The following is a 19,703-nucleotide window of genomic DNA, read 5'->3' on the forward strand; positions in this document are numbered from 1 at the left end:
CCCTTACCCTTTTTCAAATATTCAACAATATAAAATATAAAGGTACTAAGGTATATAAAGCAACAAAAAAGCAATGGGAAGTTAGGTGGAGCGTATATTTGTCGTTTTTTGTCGGTAAGTCGATATATTTGAAAAATCGTCGATATAAGTTGTAGAATCGTCGATATAACTTCATATACCTATAAAAAAAGAAACAGGAATCCCTGTTTCTTTTTTTAGTACTTCATTTTCGCATTTTCTCCAGCTGTAGTTCCAGCAATTCGACCAGTAACGAGAGCAGATGTAATGTTATATCCGCCAGTATAACCGTGGATATCAAGAACTTCTCCGCAGAAATATACGCCGTTCGTGAATTTAGAAGACATTTCTTTCGGGTTAATTTCTTTAACGGATACACCGCCGCCAGTAACGAATGCTTTTTCAATTGACTGCGTACCATGTACATTCACAGTAAACTCTTTAAAGTCTTTCACAAGTGCACGAATCTTCTCGTGAGAAACTTGTCCAGCTTGTTCACTACCGTCAATTTCATTTTTTTCTAATAAGAATAGGAAGTAACGTTCAGGTACATAACCTTTTAAAACGTTTTTAATTCCTTTTTTCGGATCTTCTTTCATTTGTTTCAGCATGCGCTGGAATAGTTGTTCACTATTTTCTTCTGGCAATGCATCGATGCTCATTTGAATCGTATTCGTTTTAAACTTTTTCAGTGCTTTCACGACGAATTGGCTACAACGAAGAGCAGCTGGACCAGATAGGCCGAAATGAGTGAAGAGCATGTCCATTTTGTGAGAAATGATAGCTTTTCCTTTCGGGTTTAATACGCTTAAATTTACATCGCGTAAAGCAAGACCTTGTAAGGAGCGGTCACGAATAAATGGTTCGTTTGAAAGGATTGGTACTTCTGTTGGGAATAATTCTGTAATAGTATGTCCAGCTTTTTCAGCCCAAGCGTATCCGTCTCCAGTAGAACCAGTTTGAGGAACAGATTTTCCACCAACAGCGATAACAACGTGATTCGTTTCTAACACTTCTCCAGTTTGCAGTACGACTGCTTTCGTTTGACCATTCTCATATTCAATCGTTTCGACAGGTGTATTCGTACGGATTTTAACACCTAAGTCTCTTAATCGTGTTAAAAGTGCATCTACTACTGATTGTGCTTTATTTGATACAGGGAACATGCGACCATGATCCTCTTCTTTCAGTTTTACACCGAGATTTTCGAAGAACGTAATAATATCTTCATTATTGAAAATAGAAAAAGCGCTGTATAAGAAGCGTCCATTTCCTGGTATATGTTTAACAATCTCATCAAGTGGTAGACGGTTCGTTACGTTACAACGGCCACCACCAGAAATCGCAAGTTTACGTCCTAGTTTATTTCCTTTATCAAGAAGTAAGACATTTGCGCCTTCTTCTGCAGCACCGATTGCAGCCATTAGCCCAGAAGGCCCGCCGCCGATGACAATAACATCATAATGCATAATATATCGACCTCATTTTCTACATTTCCTGCCTAAAAGAATAGCATGTTTTCCCTTAAAAGAAAAATAGAGTGAAGTACTGCTTAAGGAGAGAATTGTGGTACAATACAAAAGTTAGAGTTCAGCACTATCCTGCTATTTGTGGGCCATAAGACGAAAACCTTATGATGTAAGAGAAATAAAAAGGGATTTGATAGCCCGTAAATGCTCGAATAGTTCAACTAATTATAGTTTCACTTTATGTAGATGTAGGAGGATTTTTGTATGTCCGATTCGAAATTTCTGCGCGGAACGCTTATTGTTACGTTAGGGACATTTTTAGTAAAGTTCTTAGGCATGATTTACGTCTTTCCGTTTCATGCACTAGTAGGTACAGAAGGCGGAACGCTCTATACATATGGATACATTCCATATACGATCTTTTTAAGTATTGCAACGGCAGGGGTGCCGCTTGCTGTTTCCAAATTTGTTTCCAAATATAATGCGCTTGGCGATTATAAAACGAGCCGGAGAATGTTCCGCTCGGGAATGGTTATGATGATAGTAACAGGAGTCCTTTCGTTCCTAGTTCTATATATGTCGGCGCCATTGTTTGCAGAAGCAATGCTTGGTAAACAAAGTATACACAGTAATGTAGAAGAAGTTACGACGATTATTCGTCTTGTAAGTTTTGCACTTATTGTTGTACCAGCAGCGAGTTTAATTCGTGGTTATTTCCAAGGTCACCAATCTATGGGACCGACTACTGTTTCGCAAATTATTGAACAAATTATTCGTATCGTCTTTTTATTAGCGGGTAGTTTTATTGTTATTAAAGTACTTGGCGGTACAGTTGCAACAGCGGTTGGGGTAGCGACATTTGCTGCGTTCGTTTCAGCAGTTGGAGCACTCGGCGTATTAATTTGGTACTGGTTAAAACGTAAAAAACATTTGGATCAATATTTAATTGAACAAACTGTACCAGAATCGACAGTGAGTACTGTTCAGTTATTTAAAGAATTATTTGCATATGCGATTCCTTACGTTGTAATTGGGTTAACAATTCCTTTATATCAACAAATTGATACATTGACATTTAACTCAATTATGCAAGCGATTGGCCAAGGTGATATCGCAGAGCGAGCACTTGGTATTTTCACAATGTGGACGCATAAATTAATTATGATTCCTGTATCACTTGCAACAGCGTTTAGTTTAACGCTTGTACCAGCGATTACAAAATCATTTACTGAAAAACAATACCGTTATTTAAAGTTACAAATTACACAAACATTCCAGGCAAATATGTTTTTAACATTGCCAGCGGTTGTCGGTATTTCAACACTTGCATATCCAATTTACACTGCGTTCTATGACTCAGATCCATTAGGTGGACAAGTGTTAATGTGGTATGCACCGGTTGCGTTGTTATTCGCTTTATTTACAGTAACAGCAGCAATTCTACAAGGGATTAACCAACAAAAACATGCGATTGTCGCGCTTATTATGGGTGTTATTTTGAAATTCGTATGTAACGTAATCTTTATTCGTTATTTCGGTACAGTTGGAGCAATTTTAGCAACAGCAGTCGGATTCTTAGCTTCCGTATGGTATACGAATAGACAAATCAAAAAACATGTACACTATTCATTTGGTGTTGTATATAAGAGAACATTCCAAATTGCAGTATTAACACTTGTAATGGTCGTTGCTGTAAAGTTATCACAATGGATTCTATCCTTCATGATTTCGCCTGATGGACGAATGGGTGCTCTTATTACAGTTGTGATTTGTGCAGGTATTGGTGGTCTTGTGTACGGATTGTTAGCAATTCGTACAGGAGTACTGGAAAGAGTATTTGGCGGAGAAGCGTTAGAGAAAATCCAACGTAAACTTGGTAATAGATTCAAAATAAAGTTGAAATCAAAAGGGGCGTAATTACGTCCCCTTTTCTATGATAAACAAAGAAGGTGAAAAGCGTGAGATTAGATAAATTATTAGCAAATATGGGGTATGGAAGTAGAAAAGAAGTAAAGAAATTATTGAAAGACGGCGTTGTGAAAATTGATGGAACGCCAGTGAAAGATGCAAAGGTTCATGTAAATGTAGAAGAACAAGAAGTTATGATTCACGGTGAAGTTGTGGAATATAAAGAGTTTGTTTACTTAATGATGCATAAACCACAAGGCGTTATTTCAGCGACAGAAGATGATAATCATGAAACAGTAATAGATTTATTAGAGTTAGAAGATGCAATCTTTGATCCGTTCCCAGTTGGAAGACTTGATATTGATACGGAAGGTTTCTTATTGATAACAAATGACGGGAAGTTATCACATCAATTGTTATCTCCGAAAAAGCATGTGCCGAAAAAATATTATGCACACGTTGCAGGAGTCGTAACAGAAGAGGATGTAAAAGAGTTTGCTAAAGGTGTTATTTTAGATGATGGCTATGAAACAAAGCCAGGTGCACTTACAATATTAAAAAGCGATGAGATTTCTGAAATCGAGCTTGTCATTACAGAAGGAAAGTTCCATCAAGTAAAGCGTATGTTTGAAGCGGTAGGGAAAAAAGTAGTCTACCTAAAGAGAACAGAGATGGGACCGTTAGTATTAGATGCAGAGTTAGAACTTGGAGAATACCGAGAGCTATCAGATGAAGAAGTAGAAATGTTAAAAACATATCAAGTAGATACTGAGAAATAGTGCTGTTTTTCGGCGCAGAAAAGACCCCTTTCTAATGAGTTAGAAAGGGGTATGTATTTATTTACATACAATTATTTTTTCATTATGAGGTCATTCTCACTTTCTTTCCTGTTGTTGTCCACTTACCGCGGCAAGGGCTATACACGAGTTCATTAAACTGCAACACATTTAGATCACGTTGTATCGTTCGCGGTGTGATCCCGAACTCATCTACAAGGTCTTTCGTCGTTACCGTTCCGTTTTCATTGATGTACATATAAATTGATTTAATGCGTGTTAGCATACGAGTAGTTGTAGGTTTCAAGAGAAAACCACTCCTCTACTAGTTTTTTTGACCCCATTCAGGAAAGAAGGTCGTTACTACCATTGTACTCTACATGATAAAATTCATGCTTTAATCTACTTAAATTTTACAAAAGTTTAACAAATATTCATATAGAAAAATATTGGTAGTTGACATTGTATATATGGTCAGTCAACTAACACATAAAATTCTACGTAAAACGCCAAATTCCTGCAAATTTTTTTGAAAAAATAAAAGAAAAACTAATGGGAAATATCTGAAATATTACAATTGTTCGGTATTTAAGTTTCGTGTATAGCATAAGAGATTTCGGTTTGTTATGATGAAAGAAACAATATAGTGAAGGATGGATGCGTGATGTCAGCAATTAATTGGACAGAAGAGGTTGCAAAACGAAAAGAAGATTTAATTCGTGATACACAACAATTTTTACAAATTAAAAGTGTATGGGAAGAAGAATCGGCGAAAGAGGGCGCACCATTCGGTGAAGGCGTAGAAAAAGCTTTATCTTTCATGTTGCATAAAGGAGAAGCTGAAGGTTTTACTTCTAAAAATTTAGAAGGATATGCAGGTCATCTTGAAATGGGACAAGGAGAAGAATTAGTAGGTATTCTTTGTCACGTCGATGTTGTACCTGAAGGAGACGGCTGGACGACTCCTGCATATAGTGCAGATATTCGCGACGGAAAGATTTTTGCACGTGGTGCAATTGACGATAAAGGCCCAACGATGGCAGCTTATTATGCAATGAAAATTGTGAAAGAATTAGGTTTACCCCTTTCAAAACGAGTTCGTATGATTTTAGGAACAGATGAGGAAAGCAATTGGAAATGTGTAGATCACTACTTTAAAAACGAAGAAATGCCAACAATCGGTTTTGCGCCAGACGCGGATTTTCCAATTATTAATGCAGAAAAAGGAATTTCTGATATACAAGTTGTGCAAAGTGGTAGTGAAGAGAAGAAAGGTACATATGAACTTGTTTCATTTGAATCAGGTCGTCGTTTAAATATGGTTCCTGATTTTGCAGAAGCAATTATTACAGGAGAAGATGTAAATGCACTTACAGTAGCATATGAAGAGTATTTACAAACTGCTAAAAAAATAGGTGAAGCAATTGTAGAAGGTAATACGGTGACGTTGCAAATTAAAGGGATTTCAGCTCACGGATCTACTCCAGAGAAGGGCGAGAATGCAGGTTTATTACTAGCAAACTTCTTAACGAAAGTCGCTCTTGATGGAAAAGGAGCTTCGTTTGCAACATTTGCAACAGAGACATTTACTGGTGATATTTATGGGGAAAAGGCTACTATCGCCTATAAAGATGAAGTTAGCGGTCCGTTAACAGTGAATGTTGGGCGTCTTTCTTATACGAAAGAGACTGGTGGTAATTTAGGATTAAATGTACGTTATCCAGTTACGACTAACTTTGAAGAGATGATTACAAAGTTAAAAGAATACGTTGGTACTCATGGATTTGAAGTAGCGGATTATTCAAACTCTCGTCCGCATCACGTTGATAAAGACCACGTATTAATTCGTACGTTGCAGCGCGTATACGAAGAACAAACAGGTGAAAAAGCAGAACTATTAGCGATTGGCGGCGGTACTTACGCTCGTTCATTGGAAGCTGGCGTTGCGTTTGGTCCGTTGTTCCCTGGAAAAGAAGAACTTGCGCATCAAAAAGACGAGTACATTGAAATTGAAGACTTATTAAAAGCGACAGCAATTTACGCGCAAGCAATTCATCAATTAGCGAAGTAATAGATATATAAATAATAAAAGGCCGTCCCGATACATATTTTGGGACGGTTTTCTGTTACGTATTGTTTATTGTTAAGCCAATATAATTTCATTTATTAACGCGACCTGAACTTGGTTAGACTTGTAGGGAAGTTTGATTCTTTTTACCTGAATGAGATACGAAAGAAAAGCAACAATAGAAAGAAGGAGAAGATGTACATGGAGCCGCATTATTTTGTCGCAATCACTTTACCGAATCATATAAAAGAAGTGCTGTCTAACTATAAAGAGGAAATGCAGGAGGAATTACCATTTCGTTCGTGGGTACATAAAGAAGACTATCATATTACCCTTTCATTTTTAGGGAGTGCGACAGAGGAACAAGTAGAAGGAATAAAGAATGGATTACAAACACTTACAGAAATAAAGGAACTATCCTTCACATTACAAGGATTTTCAACGTTTGGTATGGAAGATAGGCCGCGTATTTTTTGGTCGAAGGTAAGTGAGAATCACGATTTGTTCCAGTTACAAAAGCAAGTACACGCTATTTGTGAAGGGAATGGATTTTCTTTAGAAACGCGCCCGTATCATCCGCATATTACTGTAGCTCGTAAATGGGTAGGAGAAGAGAAGTTTGATTTAGAACATATAAAGGAAGTGCCAGAAATATCATTTCAAGCGGATATAATTACTTTATACGAATCTCACGTGAAGGAGACACCGAAGTATAAAGCGATTGCTGAAATAAAATTACAAAAATAGAATGTATGAAAACGTTTTTTATACAGGTGAATATACTATAAAGAATAATGTGTTACTGTATAGAGCTTTGCTGATAAGAAAAGCCTTATCATTTGCAGCTCGTTTCATTTTAACTTTAAGAATGATGGTGATTTTTTTATGTTGAAAGTAAAACGTCCATTTGATGCCTATTTAGATGAAATGAATAAAATTACAATTTTGCTCCCACATGCGTATGGAACAAGTCGGACATTTCGTTTGCAAGAAGGAAGTAACGTGAAAGATTTACCGATTGCTCATACAATTGCGCTTCCGGATGCAACGAAGTATGAGTGCTTTATAGAAGAGCCGCTAGATGTGGGGAAGTATTATACAGTACGAGATGAACGGAATGAAGAAACAGATTTACAAATAGGTGCTGTCATAAGAACAGCGATTTTCGATGAAAAGTATTATTACGAAGGTACCGATTTAGGGGCTGTATATCAAAAAGAAGCAACGACATTTAAAGTGTGGGCTCCAACTGCGAGGCTTGCGAAAGTAAGGATTTATAAAAGTGATAAAGAATATACCGATCATGAAATGTACAGAGGAGAAAATGGAGTTTGGACTCATACATTACAAGGCGATTTAGCTGGAGCAAAGTATACATTTCTTGTTTGTATTAATTTAATATGGAATGAAGCGGTGGACCCTTACGTAAAGTCAGTGACTGTAAATGGGAAGTACGGCGTTGTTATCGATTTAGAAAAGACAAATGTAACGAAGAAAGTGCAATTACCACCATTACATGCAATGACAGATGCCATATTGTATGAACTGCATATTCGCGATGCTACTATTCATCGGGGCAGCGGAGTGAGTAAAAAAGGAACATATAAGGGGCTAATGGAAGAAGGAACAACAGGGCGAAATGGGACGTTAACGGGCTTGTCTCATATAAAGGATTTGGGTGTTACACACGTTGAATTATTACCTTTATATTGTTTCGGTGGTGTAGATGAGGCGAATCCTTCCTCTGCATATAATTGGGGTTACAATCCATTATATTACAATGCACCAACAGGATATTATGCTACAGACCTCTCTAATCCGTATAACAGGATAGTAGAGTGTAAACAGTTGATCGAAACATTCCATGAGCATGGCATTAGGGTGATTGTAGATGTTGTATATAATCATGTGTATGAAAGAGAGTTATCATCATTTGAAAAGCTTGTCCCAGGATATTATTTTCGGCATGGTGAAGATGGCATGCCTTCTAATGGGACGGGAGTCGGGAATGATATAGCATCTGAACGGAAAATGATGAGGAAATTCATTGTAGAGTCTATTGTATATTGGCTTACTGAATACAATGTTGACGGATTCCGATTCGACTTAATGGGGATTTTAGATGTCGATACGATGAATATAATAGAAAAAGAAGTGCGAAACATAAAGCGAGATGCTTTGTTATTAGGAGAAGGGTGGGATCTACAAACACCACTTCCTGCCGAAGAGAAAGCAACTTTAAATAATGCAAAGAAAATGCCGTATATTGCGCAATTTAATGATCAATTTCGTGATGGAATAAAAGGGAGTACCTTTCATATAAATAGACGTGGTTTTGCATTTGGTGGGCATGTAGACTGTAATCATTTGCAGTATATAGCATCAGGAAGCCTCTTGAGTAGGAAAGAAACAGGTTTGTTTTTAGAGCCTGTGCAAAGCATTAACTATGTAGAATGTCATGACAATATGACGATGTGGGATAAACTAATGCGCAGTAATGAAGAGCCAGAAGAGATTCTAAAAAAACGTCACCTTCTAGCGAGCGCAATGGTAATTCTTTCGCAAGGTATTCCTTTCTTACATGCGGGGCAAGAGTTTTATCGTACGAAGCAAGGAAATGAAAATAGTTATAATGCAAATGATGAAATTAATCAATTAGATTGGGATCAAAAAGAGAACGAGATAGAGGCCGTTAACTATATAAAAGGTTTAATTGCGATTCGTAAAGAACACGGAGCATTCCGATTACAAAACGCAGACCTTATAAAAAAGCACATGACTTTTTTGCAAACCTCTCCAGAAGTACTTGCATATCACCTAGTGCATGCAGAATCGTTTGGACCGTGGAAAGAGATTGTAGTTTTATTTAATAGCGGTTTAGAAGCTAAAACGGTGCAACTTCCGAAAGAAGAAACGTGGCATGTGTTAGTAAACGAAAAGCAAGCAAAAATAGAGCCAATTTCTTCATTTAGGGGAAAGGAACTTAGGCTCGCTCCAATTAGCACGTATATATTGACGATAATGTGACAAATCGCTACTTGACGATGAGAATGTAATAAATGTAGAATTGACAAAGGTGACGATTTTGATAAGTTGTCATTCTATGACTGGTTTTGTAAAATAAAATAGAGAGTTTTTGGCTTATGCCAAGTTTTCTTTTCATTTACAGTAAAATATATGAATCCACAACATGTGTAGAAATGTTGCGGTTTTTCTTTTCATAACTATAAAAGATAAGGATTTGTTAACGGGTAATGAATATGGAATGGTTGGAACAATTATTAGGAAAAGAGTGGAGTCTTGTACCGGCTGGTGGAGTAACGGGCGATGCATATATTGCGCAAAACGGACAACAGAAGTTATTTTTAAAGCGGAATACATCGCCCTTTTTAGCGGTATTGTCAGCAGAAGGAATTGTTCCAAAATTACTTTGGACAAGAAGGGTAACGAACGGTGATGTAATTTCTGCTCAAAAATGGCTTCCGGGACAGAAGCTAGAGCCAGAGGATATGAAACTAGAACGTGTTGCAAAACTTTTGAAGAAAATACACTCCTCTAAAGCGCTTGTACAGATGATTCAAAGACTTGGGAAGCAGCCGCTTCACGCACAAGAGTTATTACAACAACTGCAACTTGTTTTAAGAGGAGATATAAGGGATGATGAAGCAATTCAGCAAGGCCTTCAATATTTAATGGATTCATTAAAAGATATTGAACACAATGAATTCGTTGTATGCCATTGTGATGTAAACCATAACAACTGGCTATTGTCGGATGAAGATGAGCTGTTTTTAATTGATTGGGATGGAGCTGTAATTGCTGACCCAGCTCTAGACCTCGGTATGTTATTATATTGGTACATTCCGCGCCACGAATGGAGCGGGTGGCTCGAATATTATGATATTGAAATGGATGAATCGCTGCTTAGGCGTATGAGGTGGTATGTAATAGCGCAAACGATTTTGTCTATTCAATGGCACACAACAAAAAAGCAGCAAGCAGAAACTGAATATTGGCATCAATATTTACAGCAACTACTTGCTTCGGAGTAATACTTAAGAAAAATTGTCCATTCCAGCAATCCACTGAGTAAGTTGTTCTTGATTATTGGAAATGTGGTTGTCCAAATTAGAGGAAGATTTACCCGATTGACTATAAGAATATACATCGTTTAGCATTGCTTTAGCGTCACTACTTATACTATCGTTTGCGAGTAACGATTGAATGAGACGCTCTAATTGCTCGCATTCAGAAACTGTCCCGCAACAATCACTTTGGTGATTGACTAAAATATCTTTCAGCACTTCTAATTGATGTTGTTGATTAATTGGCATGAACGGATCATCCTTTCGATTGTTTTTCTCTCCCTAGAAATGTAAGAGAAAAAGCTGTTTCGTCATGGAATGTTTAATGCTGTATGTAGTTTTTATCAAAATGGTACATCTTATACTTGAAAGAAACGGACCGAGTGCTCGTACGTACTTGGTTTTTTGTTTGGTAGATTGATTAAAACAGAAAGAAGGAATTATTCCTTTAAAATAGCTATGTAAAGAGAGGGAAACATCTATGCGTTTAAGACATAAACCATATGCAATGGATCGAATTAATGAGTATTCACATATCGTAATCGGAAACCCAGAGGAGCGCGCTGGTAATTGGAAAGAAGTATTTGGAAATGAACAACCAATTCATATTGAAGTAGGTACAGGTCGTGGCCGCTTTATGTATGATATGGCAAAAGCAAATCCGCATATTAATTATATTGGAATTGAAAAATTCACAAGTGTTGTTGTAGATGCACTTGATAAATTAATTGAAGAAGAATTACCGAACTTAAAGTTAATTAATAAAGATGCTGAAGATTTAACAGTTTTCTTTGCAAAAGGTGAGATTGATCGCGTTTATTTAAACTTCTCAGATCCATGGCCAAAGAAACGTCATACGAAGCGTCGTTTAACGTATAAAACATTTTTACGCAATTATGAAGAAGTGTTAGTAGAAGGCGGAGAAATTCATTTCAAAACAGATAACCAAGGTTTATTTGAATACTCTCTAATGAGTATGGCTGAGTATGGTATGTTATTAACTTACCTTAGCCTAGATCTTCATAATAGTGATTATGAAGGTAATATCATGACTGAATACGAAGAGAAATTCTCTAGTAAAGGTCATCGTATTTACCGAGTGGAAGCGAAATATCGTACAGAGCCTATGCAGTAATGCATAGGTTTTTTGTAGCTAAAACAATCAGAATTTTGTGTTAATATTAATGTAAAAGGGGGATGCGTAATGGAACAGTTACAAATTGGAGATATAAAAGTGACGTGGCTAAAAGGTGGGAACACACATTTAGACGGGGGAGCGATGTTTGGAGTTGTGCCGAAAGTACTTTGGTCACGTAAGTATAAACATAATGATACAAATCATATTTATTTACGAACAGATCCGTTACTTTTGCAAACGAAAGACGGGAATATGCTCATTGATTCTGGAATAGGAAACGGTAAATTGAATGAGAAGATGAAGCGAAATCAAGGTGTAACAGAAGAATCATCGGTTTATGAATCATTAGAAAAATTAGGATTAAAGCCTGAAGATATCCACTACGTTTTAATGACGCACCTTCATTTTGATCATGCATCTGGTTTAACAAAACGGAAAGATGATGGCCTTGTACCAGCTTTTCCGAATGCGAAAATTTACGTAAGCGAAACAGAATGGAATGAAATGAGGAACCCAAATATTAGATCACGTAATACATATTGGAAGGAGAATTGGGAGCCAATTGTAGATCAAGTTATTACGTTTGAGCAAGAAATAGAAATTACAGATGAAATAAAAATGGCGCATACAGGCGGTCATAGTGATGGACATGCAGTTATTGCTTTAGAAAGCAAAGGTGAAACGATGCTTCATTTAGCAGACTTATTACCGACGCACGCCCATCAAAATGTACTATGGGTAATGGCATACGATGATTATCCAATGACATCGATTGAAAATAAGCAAAAGTGGATGAAATACGGCGCTGAAAACAATGCTTGGTTTACGTTTTATCATGACGCGTATTACCGTGCCGTAAAGTGGAATGAGGAAGGGCATATCGTAGAAAAAATAGAGCGGAAAACGAGTATAGAAGCATAAAAAGAGGAGGTTGTTCCAGAAGTCTGTTGGGGCAGCCTTTTTATTATTGGCTTTTATGGTCGGTAAATCGATATAATTTCAATTACTATCCATAATTAAAAAATAAGAGGTTCACCTAATGGGAACCCTCCTTTTTATGCTGCTATAACCTCTAAAACAGTACCTGTTTTAGCATCAACTAAAAATTCAAATCGTTCTTGTATATCATCTAACATCGTTGTAAGACCGCCGCGATAAACTTCATATGCGACATCATATTTTTCAAATGTCTCTGGAACCATATGTACCCAAGAGCCAGTAATTTCACCTTTATGACTTAATGCTTGTTTCACCATTTTCAATGCTTTTTCTGAAGAAATATGGGATTGTTCTTGGACTTTGTTTGCAACAAGATAACCAGCTGCAAATCCAACGCCAAGACCTGCTACTAAACCTTTCCAGCTCATATATTCACCTCAATTCTATAAAATAAAAATAGTGTACCAATAATAATTATAAAGCAAATACAGCTAAAAAAGAAGAAACTAGAAACATTTCGAAAATTTCGTTACAATAAAAGAGGTATTCTACTAAGGTTTGAAAGAAGGGGACTTCGTGAATAAAGAGACATTACAATTATTTCGTACGTTAACAGAATTACAAGGTGCATCAGGTTTCGAACATGATGTACGCCGTTTTATGAAGCAAGAATTAAGCAAATATGCGGATGAAATTGTGCAAGACGGTTTAGGTAGCGTATTTGGTCTGAAAAAAGGGGACGAAACTGGCCCACGTGTTCTTGTAGCAGGTCATATGGATGAAGTAGGTTTCATGGTTACGCAAATTACGAAAAACGGGATGCTTCGTTTTCAAACGTTAGGCGGCTGGTGGAGCCAAGTTCTATTAGCACAACGTGTACAAGTTATGACGAAGAATGGTCCTGTTATTGGGGTTGTTGGTTCTATTCCTCCTCATTTATTAAGTGACGCGCAACGTGCAAAACCGATGGATATAAAAAATATGTTAATTGATATAGGTGCAGACAGCTATGAAGATGCGATTGAAATTGGTATAAAACCAGGACAACAAATCGTGCCAATCTGCCCGTTTACGCCAATGGCAAACGAAAAGAAAATTATGGCGAAAGCTTGGGACAACCGTTACGGATGTGGCCTTGCAATCGAATTACTAAAAGAACTAAAAGACGAAACATTACCAAACACATTATACTCTGGTGCGACTGTACAAGAAGAAGTTGGTCTTCGTGGTGCACAAACTGCTGCAAATATGATTCAACCAGACATTTTCTATGCGCTTGATGCAAGCCCAGCAAACGATGCATCTGGTGATAAAACGCAGTTCGGTCAATTAGGAAAAGGTGCTCTTCTTCGTATTTACGACCGTACGATGGTAACACATAGAGGAATGCGCGAATTTATTTTAGATACAGCAGAAACACACAACATCCCGTACCAATACTTTATTTCACAAGGTGGTACAGATGCGGGCCGTGTACATACAAGTAACTCAGGTATCCCATCAGCGGTAATTGGTGTTTGCGCACGTTACATTCATACACATGCTTCTATTTTACATGTTGATGATTATGCAGCAGCGAAAGAGTTAATTACGAAGCTTGTAAGAGCAACGGATAAAACGACGTTAGAGACAATTAAGAATAACGCGTAGAGAGGAAGAAGGGCTGAAGAGCCTTTCTTTTTTTGGCTTGAATAGATGACCCATCCATGTGTGGTGGCGTGGTCAGTGCTTAATTGGTGCTCGAATGGTGTATTAAGACACTGGGTAGGAAGGCTGTTTTGTGTTCGACGGCAATGGTGAGGGAATCCATCTTCTTTTTTAGGGTGAATAGATGCCCCGGTGATGTATGGTAGTGATTGATGTTTAATTTAAGTAGGGCGAAATGATGAATTTTTATAGAGGTGAATGAAATGAAAGTAGTAGTTGGATCGAAGAATAAAACGAAAGTTGGAGCTGTGGAGAAGGTTTGGAATGATGCTACAATTACGTCTCTTTCTGTTCCTTCAGGAGTAGCGAACCAGCCATTTTCAGATGAAGAGACGATGCAAGGAGCGGTTAATAGAGCGAAGCGAGCGCTGCAAGAAGGAGAAGCTCAAATTGGTATTGGGCTAGAAGGCGGCGTAATGAAAACGGAGCACGGTTTATTTATGTGTAACTGGGGCGCGCTAGCAACAAGTGACGGTAAAACATTCGTTGCCGGCGGGGCGCGTATTAAGTTACCGGATGATTTTTTAGCACCTCTTGAAGATGGCAAAGAGTTAAGTGAAGTGATGGAAGAGTTTGTGCAGAGAAAAGATATTCGTAGTCACGAAGGTGCAATCGGTATTTTTACAGATGATTATGTCGACCGTACGGAATTATTTGTACACGTTGTTAAGTTACTTGTTGGGCAATATAAGTATGACGAAAAGCAAGCATAAACCTTGCACCGTGCGCGATGTATGGTAGTATAAAAGAAAGATTATAACATGAAAAAATGCACTCGTTAGAGGAGGAAATATAGATGAAATCATTAGAAAGCATGGAGCAATTCCAACAATTAAAAAATGAAGAGAATGTAGTCTTTATGTTCTCAGCAGAATGGTGCCCAGACTGCCGTTTTGTAGACCCATTTATGCCAGAAGTAGAAGAGAAATATAGTGATTTCTCATTTTACTATGTAGATCGTGATGAGTTTATTGATCTATGCGTAAAATTAGACGTATTTGGCATTCCGAGCTTTGTAGCGTACAATAAAGGTGAAGAAACAGGTCGCTATGTAAACAAAGACCGTAAAACACAAGAACAAATCGAAGAGTTTATTGAAGGTTTAAAATAAGGCAATTTGCCAATTGAATTGTAAAACAACCTCTACCTTCGCGGGGGAGGTTATTTTTTTGGAAGGGAGGAAAAAGAGATGAAGATGACAAGTAAAAAGATGAAAGACGAGTTAATGAAGAAATTATCTCGCCCGGAATGGGACTTTCAGTATGATAGCGAGAAAGAAGTTCTACGTATAGAGCAAAAAGACTCGAAAAAAGGTATTAACGTATCGCTTCCAGGAGTTGTGGCAAAATGGGAAGTGAATAAAGAAAAAGCAATTGAAGAGGTTGCTTATTACGTACAAGAAGCGTTAATTGCGATGCATAAAGAAGAAAATAGCGCGGCGAAAATTTTACCTGTTATTCGCTCTACTTCTTTCCCGAAACAAGCAGAAGAAGGAAATCCGTTTATTATGACGGATCATACAGCGGAAACACGTATTTACTACGCGTTAGATTCGAATAAAACGTATCGATTAATTGATGAACGTTTATTACAAAAATTAGGGCTGACAGAGCAACAAGTGCGTGAAATGGCATTATTCAACGCTCGCTCATTAGGTTATGAATTTAAACAAGACACAGTAGCAGGGAATACATTCTACTTTTTAAACACAAATGATGGGTATGATGCGACTCGTATTTTAAACGAATCGTTACTACAATCGATGCGTGAAAAAATTTCTGGTGATATGGTTGTTGCTGTTCCTCACCAAGATGTATTAATTATTGCTGATATCGTCAACGAAATCGGTTATGATATTATTGCACAAATGACAATGAAATTTTTTGCCGAAGGGCATGTTCCGATTACATCACTTTCATTCGTATATGAAGATGGGGACTTTGAACCAATCTTTATTTTAGCGAAAAATCGGAAGAAGACAGATGGAAAAGAGAAAGGATGAACGAAGTGAACGTTTTTTACAACCTTGAAGGAATTGGTGACACTCTAATTGTTGCCTTACAAGATATTACTTTAGAGAACCGTACTTTTGATCGCAAAGGAGATGTTGCACGCGTATACGATCGTGAAAGCAACGAAACAGCAGGATTCAACATCTTTAATGCATCTTCTTACTTAGAAGTAAAAGAAACAGGTAACCTAACATTAACGAAAGAACTTGTAGAACAAATCAACGGAATTTTAGCGAAGAACGGCTTTGAAGAAACAGTAGAAGCAGATCTTTCTCCGAAATTTGTTGTAGGCTATGTAGCTGAAAAAGAGAAGCATCCAAATGCTGATAAGTTAAACATTTGTAAAGTAGAAATCGGTACAGAAACATTACAAATCGTATGTGGCGCACCGAACGTTGATGCAGGACAAAAAGTTGTCGTTGCAAAAATCGGCGCTGTAATGCCAAGCGGTATGCTAATTAAACCAGCTGAACTTCGCGGTGTTCCTTCTTCTGGAATGATTTGCTCAGCACGTGAATTAGAGCTTCCAGATGCTCCACAAGAAAAAGGTATTCTTGTATTAGAAGATAGCTTTGAAGTCGGACAAGAGTTTAAATTTTAATTGATGTAAAAAAGAGAGGTTGTCCTTTTGGACAGCCTCTCTTTTCTATTGAATCGTTAATATATTGTGAGTTGTAATAGATATATGTAGAAAATCGTTCATATTCATAAGGATGTCACCTTTTTTCTTAAAATCTATATTGTATTTTATAAACAAACTAGTTAAAATTTAGAAAAACAGAAGGGGATAGACGTATGAAACAACAACTAAAAATCGCAGAACTTCTGAAACGAATTGAAACTTTAAAACAACAAGATATCGAGTTAGGTTCCTATGAAATATATTTGTTTAGTGAAAATGAATTAGAAAAAGGACAAATCGGTTATCGATATGATAAACATAAAAATTCATTAATAAGTGAAGAACATGGAAAATGGAAAGAGGAATGGATTGTTATCGGATATGAAACAGATATGGGGGATCCGATTTTCGTAAATGTGTCTGATGATACGTATTTAGTTTATACTGCAGAGCGTGGTACAGAGACGTGGCAACCTGTTCACATTGGAAATATGGATGAGATTATAAAACAATTATAAGAAAAACTTTGAGACCGGTGCAAAGTGATGGGAGAAAAATATGAAGTATATAAAAATAATGAGCATGATTGCATTCATTGGCATATATATGGGCGGTTGTTCGCAAGAAGAGCCGAAACAAGAAGTAACATCTTCTATGCAGGAAAAAAACAAAGATAGCAAGGAAGACGCACCGGTAGAAAAGCAGCAAGAAGAACAAGAAAAGAAAGAAGAATCGCAAGCAGTTCAAACAACTGAGCAAGTGGAGCATAAGCAGGAGGAAGTACCTACCGAGGAAAAGAAAGAGGAAGCTACGCCAGTGCAGCCAGCTGAGCAACCGCTACAAAATAATGAACAAAAAGTAGAGAGTAATGAAAAGCAAGGAAAGTTTCTTGTCGTTATTGATCCGGGGCATCAACAAAAAGCGAATTTAAATTTAGAGCCGATTGGGCCAGGAGCAGCGACGCAAAAATATAAAGTGACAGATGGTACAACGGGTGTTGTGACGAAAAAAAGAGAGGCTGTACTTGTATTAGAAATGGCTTTCGTATTAAAAGAAAAGTTAGAAGCAAAGGGAATACAAGTATTAATGACGAGAACGTCACAAGATGTGGATATAAGTAATAAAGAACGCGCGACATTTGCAAATGATCATAAGGCAAACTTGTTTTTACGTCTTCATGCAGATGGTTCTGAAAATCCGAATCAAAGTGGATTTGCTGTATTAACGCCGGCAGAGGGAAGTCCGTACACGAAAGAGATTTATGCTGAAAGTCTTCAAATCTCTCAAACGATTGTAAATAAAATGAGAGAGAATCAGAAAGTGAAAGTGAATGGAATTAAATTCAGGGATGATCTTTCTGGGTTTAATTGGTCCAAAGTACCTGGTGTACTATTAGAACTTGGGTTTATGTCAAATCCTGAAGAAGATAAAAAATTATCTGACTCGCAGTATGTAAATTCTTTATTGCAAAGTGTAACGGATAGTGTAGAGGAATATCGGAAGAGTAAAGCTTAAACGCAGTCTTATATGTAAGGGTGCGTTTTTCCATATGAAAATACGCGTAAATTAGAATGTTATGGATAAATATGACATGCTTAATTTTACCTGCACTTTTTGCCGAATGCTGATACAATAAAGGATGTTACTATTTAGTAGAAAGAGTGGTAAGCATGTTAGATTGGATGAAAAAGCTGTTTAACAAAGAGGAAGAACAAACAGCGATGAATAAAGAAGTACCGGAGCAAGTTGAAAGTCAGTCGAAAATTCCTCGTGTAAACCACTACACTGAAGCAAGAGAAGCACAAATGGCAAGTAGGAATGCAGGTAAATGCCGTTTTCCATTAGTACCGGATAATGGGTTCGATGAAGAGGATGTTATAGAAGCAGGGTATTTTGAAGAACAACCTGTTCAAGCTGTAACATATGAAGATCAGCCTATTCAAAGAGGAATCAAAGTGGAAAGAAGTAGAAGACAGTATGTGGAGAAGGTAGTTTCTACATATGAAGAGCCGGAAATGCAATATGAACCGGAGCGAGAGCCTGTCGTAAAGAAAGCATCTGCACCTACGCAAGAAAGTAACCGTAGACCATTTCGTCCAACCGAAATGATTTCGCCAATTTACGGATATAATCGTCCTTCAGTAGAGAAAAAGGTAGAAAAGCAGGAGGAAGAAAAGGAAAGAGAAGACCTTGAAATATCTGTAGAGGGCAAATCAGTCGTTGATGCATGGTTAGAGAAAAAAGGGTATGCATTATCTGATTTCTCAGAAGGACAAGCAACGAATTCTTCCAGTCATGAAGGAGTTGATCAGCAAGATCAACAAAATAAAAAGGAAGAAAAGTCAGTTGTCGATCAATGGCTAGAGAAAAACGGTTATGAAATTGAACGCCAAGAACCTATAGTAGAAGAAAAAGAAGTGGTTCAAGAAATTAGTGCACCGCTGGAACTTCCTGCGGCTGAATTACTTCATGAAACAATTGCTGAGAGCATGGAAGATGCTAAACAAGAAAGTGATGTAGTGGACCGAAACATTCTACAAGAGGAATCAGTAGATTCTAAAGTAGAGCACGAGGATACAATATTAACAGAAGAAATTAAGCGTAATACAGAAATAGAACAACCTACTATTGAAGTAGAAAAACAAGCACCAGAAGAATCAGTGATTGTTAAAGCAGAAGAGAAACTTGAAGAAACAATCATTGTGGAAATACCAGAAGAAGCGGAAGTAATTGCAGAAAAAGAAGCGCCAGAAGAAGTAGAAGTAATTGCAGAAACGGAAGCGCCAGAAGAAGTGGAAGTAATTGCAGAAACGGAAGAGTCAGAAGAAGTAGAAGTAATTGCAGAAGCAGAAGAGTTAGAAGAAGTAGAAGTAATTGCAGAAGCAGAAGCGCCAGAAGAAGTGGAAGTAATTGCAGAAGCAGAAGAGTCAGAAGAAGTGGAAGTAATTGCGGAAGCAGAAG

Annotated in this window: 19 protein-coding genes and 1 pseudogene; 16 read left to right on the forward strand and 4 right to left on the reverse strand. The window is 37.4% G+C overall.

Going from position 1 to position 19,703, the window contains the following annotated elements; all coding sequences use genetic code 11:
- Window positions 1-215: 215 nt before the first annotated feature.
- Window positions 216-1,487: a BaiN/RdsA family NAD(P)/FAD-dependent oxidoreductase gene (locus tag BAQ44_RS16760; RefSeq protein ID WP_063262113.1), complete on the reverse strand. Its 1,272-nt coding sequence runs from the start codon at window positions 1,485-1,487 to the stop codon at window positions 216-218.
- Between the two features lie 264 nt (window positions 1,488-1,751).
- On the opposite strand from BAQ44_RS16760, the gene BAQ44_RS16765 reads away from it, so the two are divergent.
- Window positions 1,752-3,404, forward strand: a complete 1,653-nt coding sequence (locus BAQ44_RS16765) for a putative polysaccharide biosynthesis protein (RefSeq protein ID WP_063262112.1) — start codon at window positions 1,752-1,754, stop codon at window positions 3,402-3,404.
- Between the two features lie 41 nt (window positions 3,405-3,445).
- The gene (locus tag BAQ44_RS16770) at window positions 3,446-4,174 is read left to right on the forward strand and encodes a pseudouridine synthase (protein ID WP_071722484.1); all 729 of its coding nucleotides are present in this window, start codon (window positions 3,446-3,448) and stop codon (window positions 4,172-4,174) included.
- An 82-nt stretch (window positions 4,175-4,256) separates the two neighbouring features.
- On the opposite strand, the gene BAQ44_RS16775 is transcribed toward BAQ44_RS16770, so the two are convergent.
- A complete protein-coding gene (locus BAQ44_RS16775; protein ID WP_000805512.1) occupies window positions 4,257-4,478 on the reverse strand; it encodes a DeoR family transcriptional regulator in 222 nt (73 codons plus the stop codon).
- Window positions 4,479-4,835: 357 nt separating this feature from the next.
- Here BAQ44_RS16775 and pepV point away from each other — a divergent pair, with 357 nt between their 5' ends.
- From pepV to BAQ44_RS16795, 4 genes are all read left to right on the forward strand, one after another.
- Window positions 4,836-6,242: a dipeptidase PepV gene (gene pepV, locus BAQ44_RS16780; RefSeq protein WP_071722486.1), complete on the forward strand. Its 1,407-nt coding sequence runs from the start codon at window positions 4,836-4,838 to the stop codon at window positions 6,240-6,242.
- A gap of 198 nt (window positions 6,243-6,440) precedes the next feature.
- Complete coding sequence (gene thpR, locus BAQ44_RS16785) at window positions 6,441-6,986, forward strand: RNA 2',3'-cyclic phosphodiesterase (RefSeq protein ID WP_071722489.1); 546 nt, start codon at window positions 6,441-6,443, stop codon at window positions 6,984-6,986.
- 138 nt (window positions 6,987-7,124) lie between these two features.
- Window positions 7,125-9,266, forward strand: coding sequence for a type I pullulanase (pulA, locus tag BAQ44_RS16790; RefSeq protein ID WP_071722492.1), 2,142 nt, complete (start codon window positions 7,125-7,127; stop codon window positions 9,264-9,266).
- A 227-nt stretch (window positions 9,267-9,493) separates the two neighbouring features.
- Window positions 9,494-10,291 (forward strand): phosphotransferase family protein, encoded by a 798-nt coding sequence (locus tag BAQ44_RS16795; RefSeq protein WP_071722493.1) that lies wholly within the window; start codon window positions 9,494-9,496, stop codon window positions 10,289-10,291.
- A 3-nt stretch (window positions 10,292-10,294) separates the two neighbouring features.
- On the opposite strand, the gene BAQ44_RS16800 is transcribed toward BAQ44_RS16795, so the two are convergent.
- Window positions 10,295-10,573 carry a YtzH-like family protein gene (locus BAQ44_RS16800; RefSeq protein ID WP_001122236.1) on the reverse strand — a complete coding sequence of 93 codons (279 nt, stop codon included), beginning with the start codon at window positions 10,571-10,573 and terminating at the stop codon, window positions 10,295-10,297.
- 232 nt (window positions 10,574-10,805) lie between these two features.
- Between BAQ44_RS16800 and trmB the strand changes: the two genes are divergently transcribed.
- Window positions 10,806-11,459: a tRNA (guanosine(46)-N7)-methyltransferase TrmB gene (gene trmB / locus BAQ44_RS16805; protein ID WP_001239381.1), complete on the forward strand. Its 654-nt coding sequence runs from the start codon at window positions 10,806-10,808 to the stop codon at window positions 11,457-11,459.
- 69 nt (window positions 11,460-11,528) lie between these two features.
- Complete coding sequence (locus tag BAQ44_RS16810; RefSeq protein ID WP_071722496.1) at window positions 11,529-12,383, forward strand: YtnP family quorum-quenching lactonase; 855 nt, start codon at window positions 11,529-11,531, stop codon at window positions 12,381-12,383.
- A gap of 134 nt (window positions 12,384-12,517) precedes the next feature.
- Here BAQ44_RS16810 and BAQ44_RS16815 read toward each other — a convergent pair whose 3' ends face one another.
- Window positions 12,518-12,829: a PepSY domain-containing protein gene (locus tag BAQ44_RS16815; RefSeq protein ID WP_000118541.1), complete on the reverse strand. Its 312-nt coding sequence runs from the start codon at window positions 12,827-12,829 to the stop codon at window positions 12,518-12,520.
- Between the two features lie 148 nt (window positions 12,830-12,977).
- Between BAQ44_RS16815 and BAQ44_RS16820 the strand changes: the two genes are divergently transcribed.
- The 8 genes and pseudogenes from BAQ44_RS16820 to BAQ44_RS16855 form a co-directional block, all read left to right on the forward strand.
- Window positions 12,978-14,051: a M42 family metallopeptidase gene (locus BAQ44_RS16820; protein WP_002123132.1), complete on the forward strand. Its 1,074-nt coding sequence runs from the start codon at window positions 12,978-12,980 to the stop codon at window positions 14,049-14,051.
- A gap of 260 nt (window positions 14,052-14,311) precedes the next feature.
- Entirely contained in the window at window positions 14,312-14,821 is a 510-nt protein-coding gene (locus tag BAQ44_RS16825) for a DUF84 family protein (protein WP_063262105.1), read from the forward strand.
- A gap of 83 nt (window positions 14,822-14,904) precedes the next feature.
- The gene (locus BAQ44_RS16830; RefSeq protein ID WP_000838193.1) at window positions 14,905-15,219 is read left to right on the forward strand and encodes a thioredoxin family protein; all 315 of its coding nucleotides are present in this window, start codon (window positions 14,905-14,907) and stop codon (window positions 15,217-15,219) included.
- 78 nt (window positions 15,220-15,297) lie between these two features.
- Window positions 15,298-16,110 carry a DUF1444 domain-containing protein gene (locus BAQ44_RS16835; RefSeq protein WP_000784603.1) on the forward strand — a complete coding sequence of 271 codons (813 nt, stop codon included), beginning with the start codon at window positions 15,298-15,300 and terminating at the stop codon, window positions 16,108-16,110.
- Window positions 16,107-16,721: a YtpR family tRNA-binding protein gene (gene ytpR, locus BAQ44_RS16840; protein WP_001006763.1), complete on the forward strand. Its 615-nt coding sequence runs from the start codon at window positions 16,107-16,109 to the stop codon at window positions 16,719-16,721. The genes BAQ44_RS16835 and ytpR overlap by 4 nt, the downstream gene beginning before the upstream one ends.
- 194 nt (window positions 16,722-16,915) lie before the next feature.
- Entirely contained in the window at window positions 16,916-17,260 is a 345-nt protein-coding gene (locus BAQ44_RS16845) for a thiamine transporter (RefSeq protein ID WP_071722498.1), read from the forward strand.
- A 40-nt stretch (window positions 17,261-17,300) separates the two neighbouring features.
- A complete protein-coding gene (locus tag BAQ44_RS16850) occupies window positions 17,301-18,257 on the forward strand; it encodes an N-acetylmuramoyl-L-alanine amidase (RefSeq protein ID WP_071722501.1) in 957 nt (318 codons plus the stop codon).
- A 155-nt stretch (window positions 18,258-18,412) separates the two neighbouring features.
- Window positions 18,413-19,703: pseudogene (locus tag BAQ44_RS16855) on the forward strand (DNA translocase FtsK); the annotation flags it as partial.

The sequence above is a fragment of the Bacillus mobilis genome, assembly GCF_001884045.1.
In the GTDB taxonomy this organism is placed as follows: Bacteria; Bacillota; Bacilli; order Bacillales; family Bacillaceae_G; genus Bacillus_A; species Bacillus_A mobilis.

Bases quoted from the DNA above. Each gene is read 5' to 3' on its own strand.
- BAQ44_RS16760 (WP_063262113.1), bottom strand. From the start codon at position 1,487: ATGCATTATGATGTTATTGTCATCGGCGGCGGGCCTTCTGGGCTAATG.
- BAQ44_RS16765 (WP_063262112.1), top strand. From the start codon at position 1,752: ATGTCCGATTCGAAATTTCTGCGCGGAACGCTTATTGTTACGTTAGGG.
- pepV (WP_071722486.1), top strand. From the start codon at position 4,836: ATGTCAGCAATTAATTGGACAGAAGAGGTTGCAAAACGAAAAGAAGAT.
- thpR (WP_071722489.1), top strand. From the start codon at position 6,441: ATGGAGCCGCATTATTTTGTCGCAATCACTTTACCGAATCATATAAAA.
- pulA (WP_071722492.1), top strand. From the start codon at position 7,125: ATGTTGAAAGTAAAACGTCCATTTGATGCCTATTTAGATGAAATGAAT.
- BAQ44_RS16795 (WP_071722493.1), top strand. From the start codon at position 9,494: ATGAATATGGAATGGTTGGAACAATTATTAGGAAAAGAGTGGAGTCTT.
- BAQ44_RS16800 (WP_001122236.1), bottom strand. From the start codon at position 10,573: ATGCCAATTAATCAACAACATCAATTAGAAGTGCTGAAAGATATTTTA.
- trmB (WP_001239381.1), top strand. From the start codon at position 10,806: ATGCGTTTAAGACATAAACCATATGCAATGGATCGAATTAATGAGTAT.
- BAQ44_RS16810 (WP_071722496.1), top strand. From the start codon at position 11,529: ATGGAACAGTTACAAATTGGAGATATAAAAGTGACGTGGCTAAAAGGT.
- BAQ44_RS16815 (WP_000118541.1), bottom strand. From the start codon at position 12,829: ATGAGCTGGAAAGGTTTAGTAGCAGGTCTTGGCGTTGGATTTGCAGCT.
- BAQ44_RS16825 (WP_063262105.1), top strand. From the start codon at position 14,312: ATGAAAGTAGTAGTTGGATCGAAGAATAAAACGAAAGTTGGAGCTGTG.
- BAQ44_RS16830 (WP_000838193.1), top strand. From the start codon at position 14,905: ATGAAATCATTAGAAAGCATGGAGCAATTCCAACAATTAAAAAATGAA.
- BAQ44_RS16835 (WP_000784603.1), top strand. From the start codon at position 15,298: ATGAAGATGACAAGTAAAAAGATGAAAGACGAGTTAATGAAGAAATTA.
- ytpR (WP_001006763.1), top strand. From the start codon at position 16,107: ATGAACGAAGTGAACGTTTTTTACAACCTTGAAGGAATTGGTGACACT.
- BAQ44_RS16845 (WP_071722498.1), top strand. From the start codon at position 16,916: ATGAAACAACAACTAAAAATCGCAGAACTTCTGAAACGAATTGAAACT.
- BAQ44_RS16850 (WP_071722501.1), top strand. From the start codon at position 17,301: ATGAAGTATATAAAAATAATGAGCATGATTGCATTCATTGGCATATAT.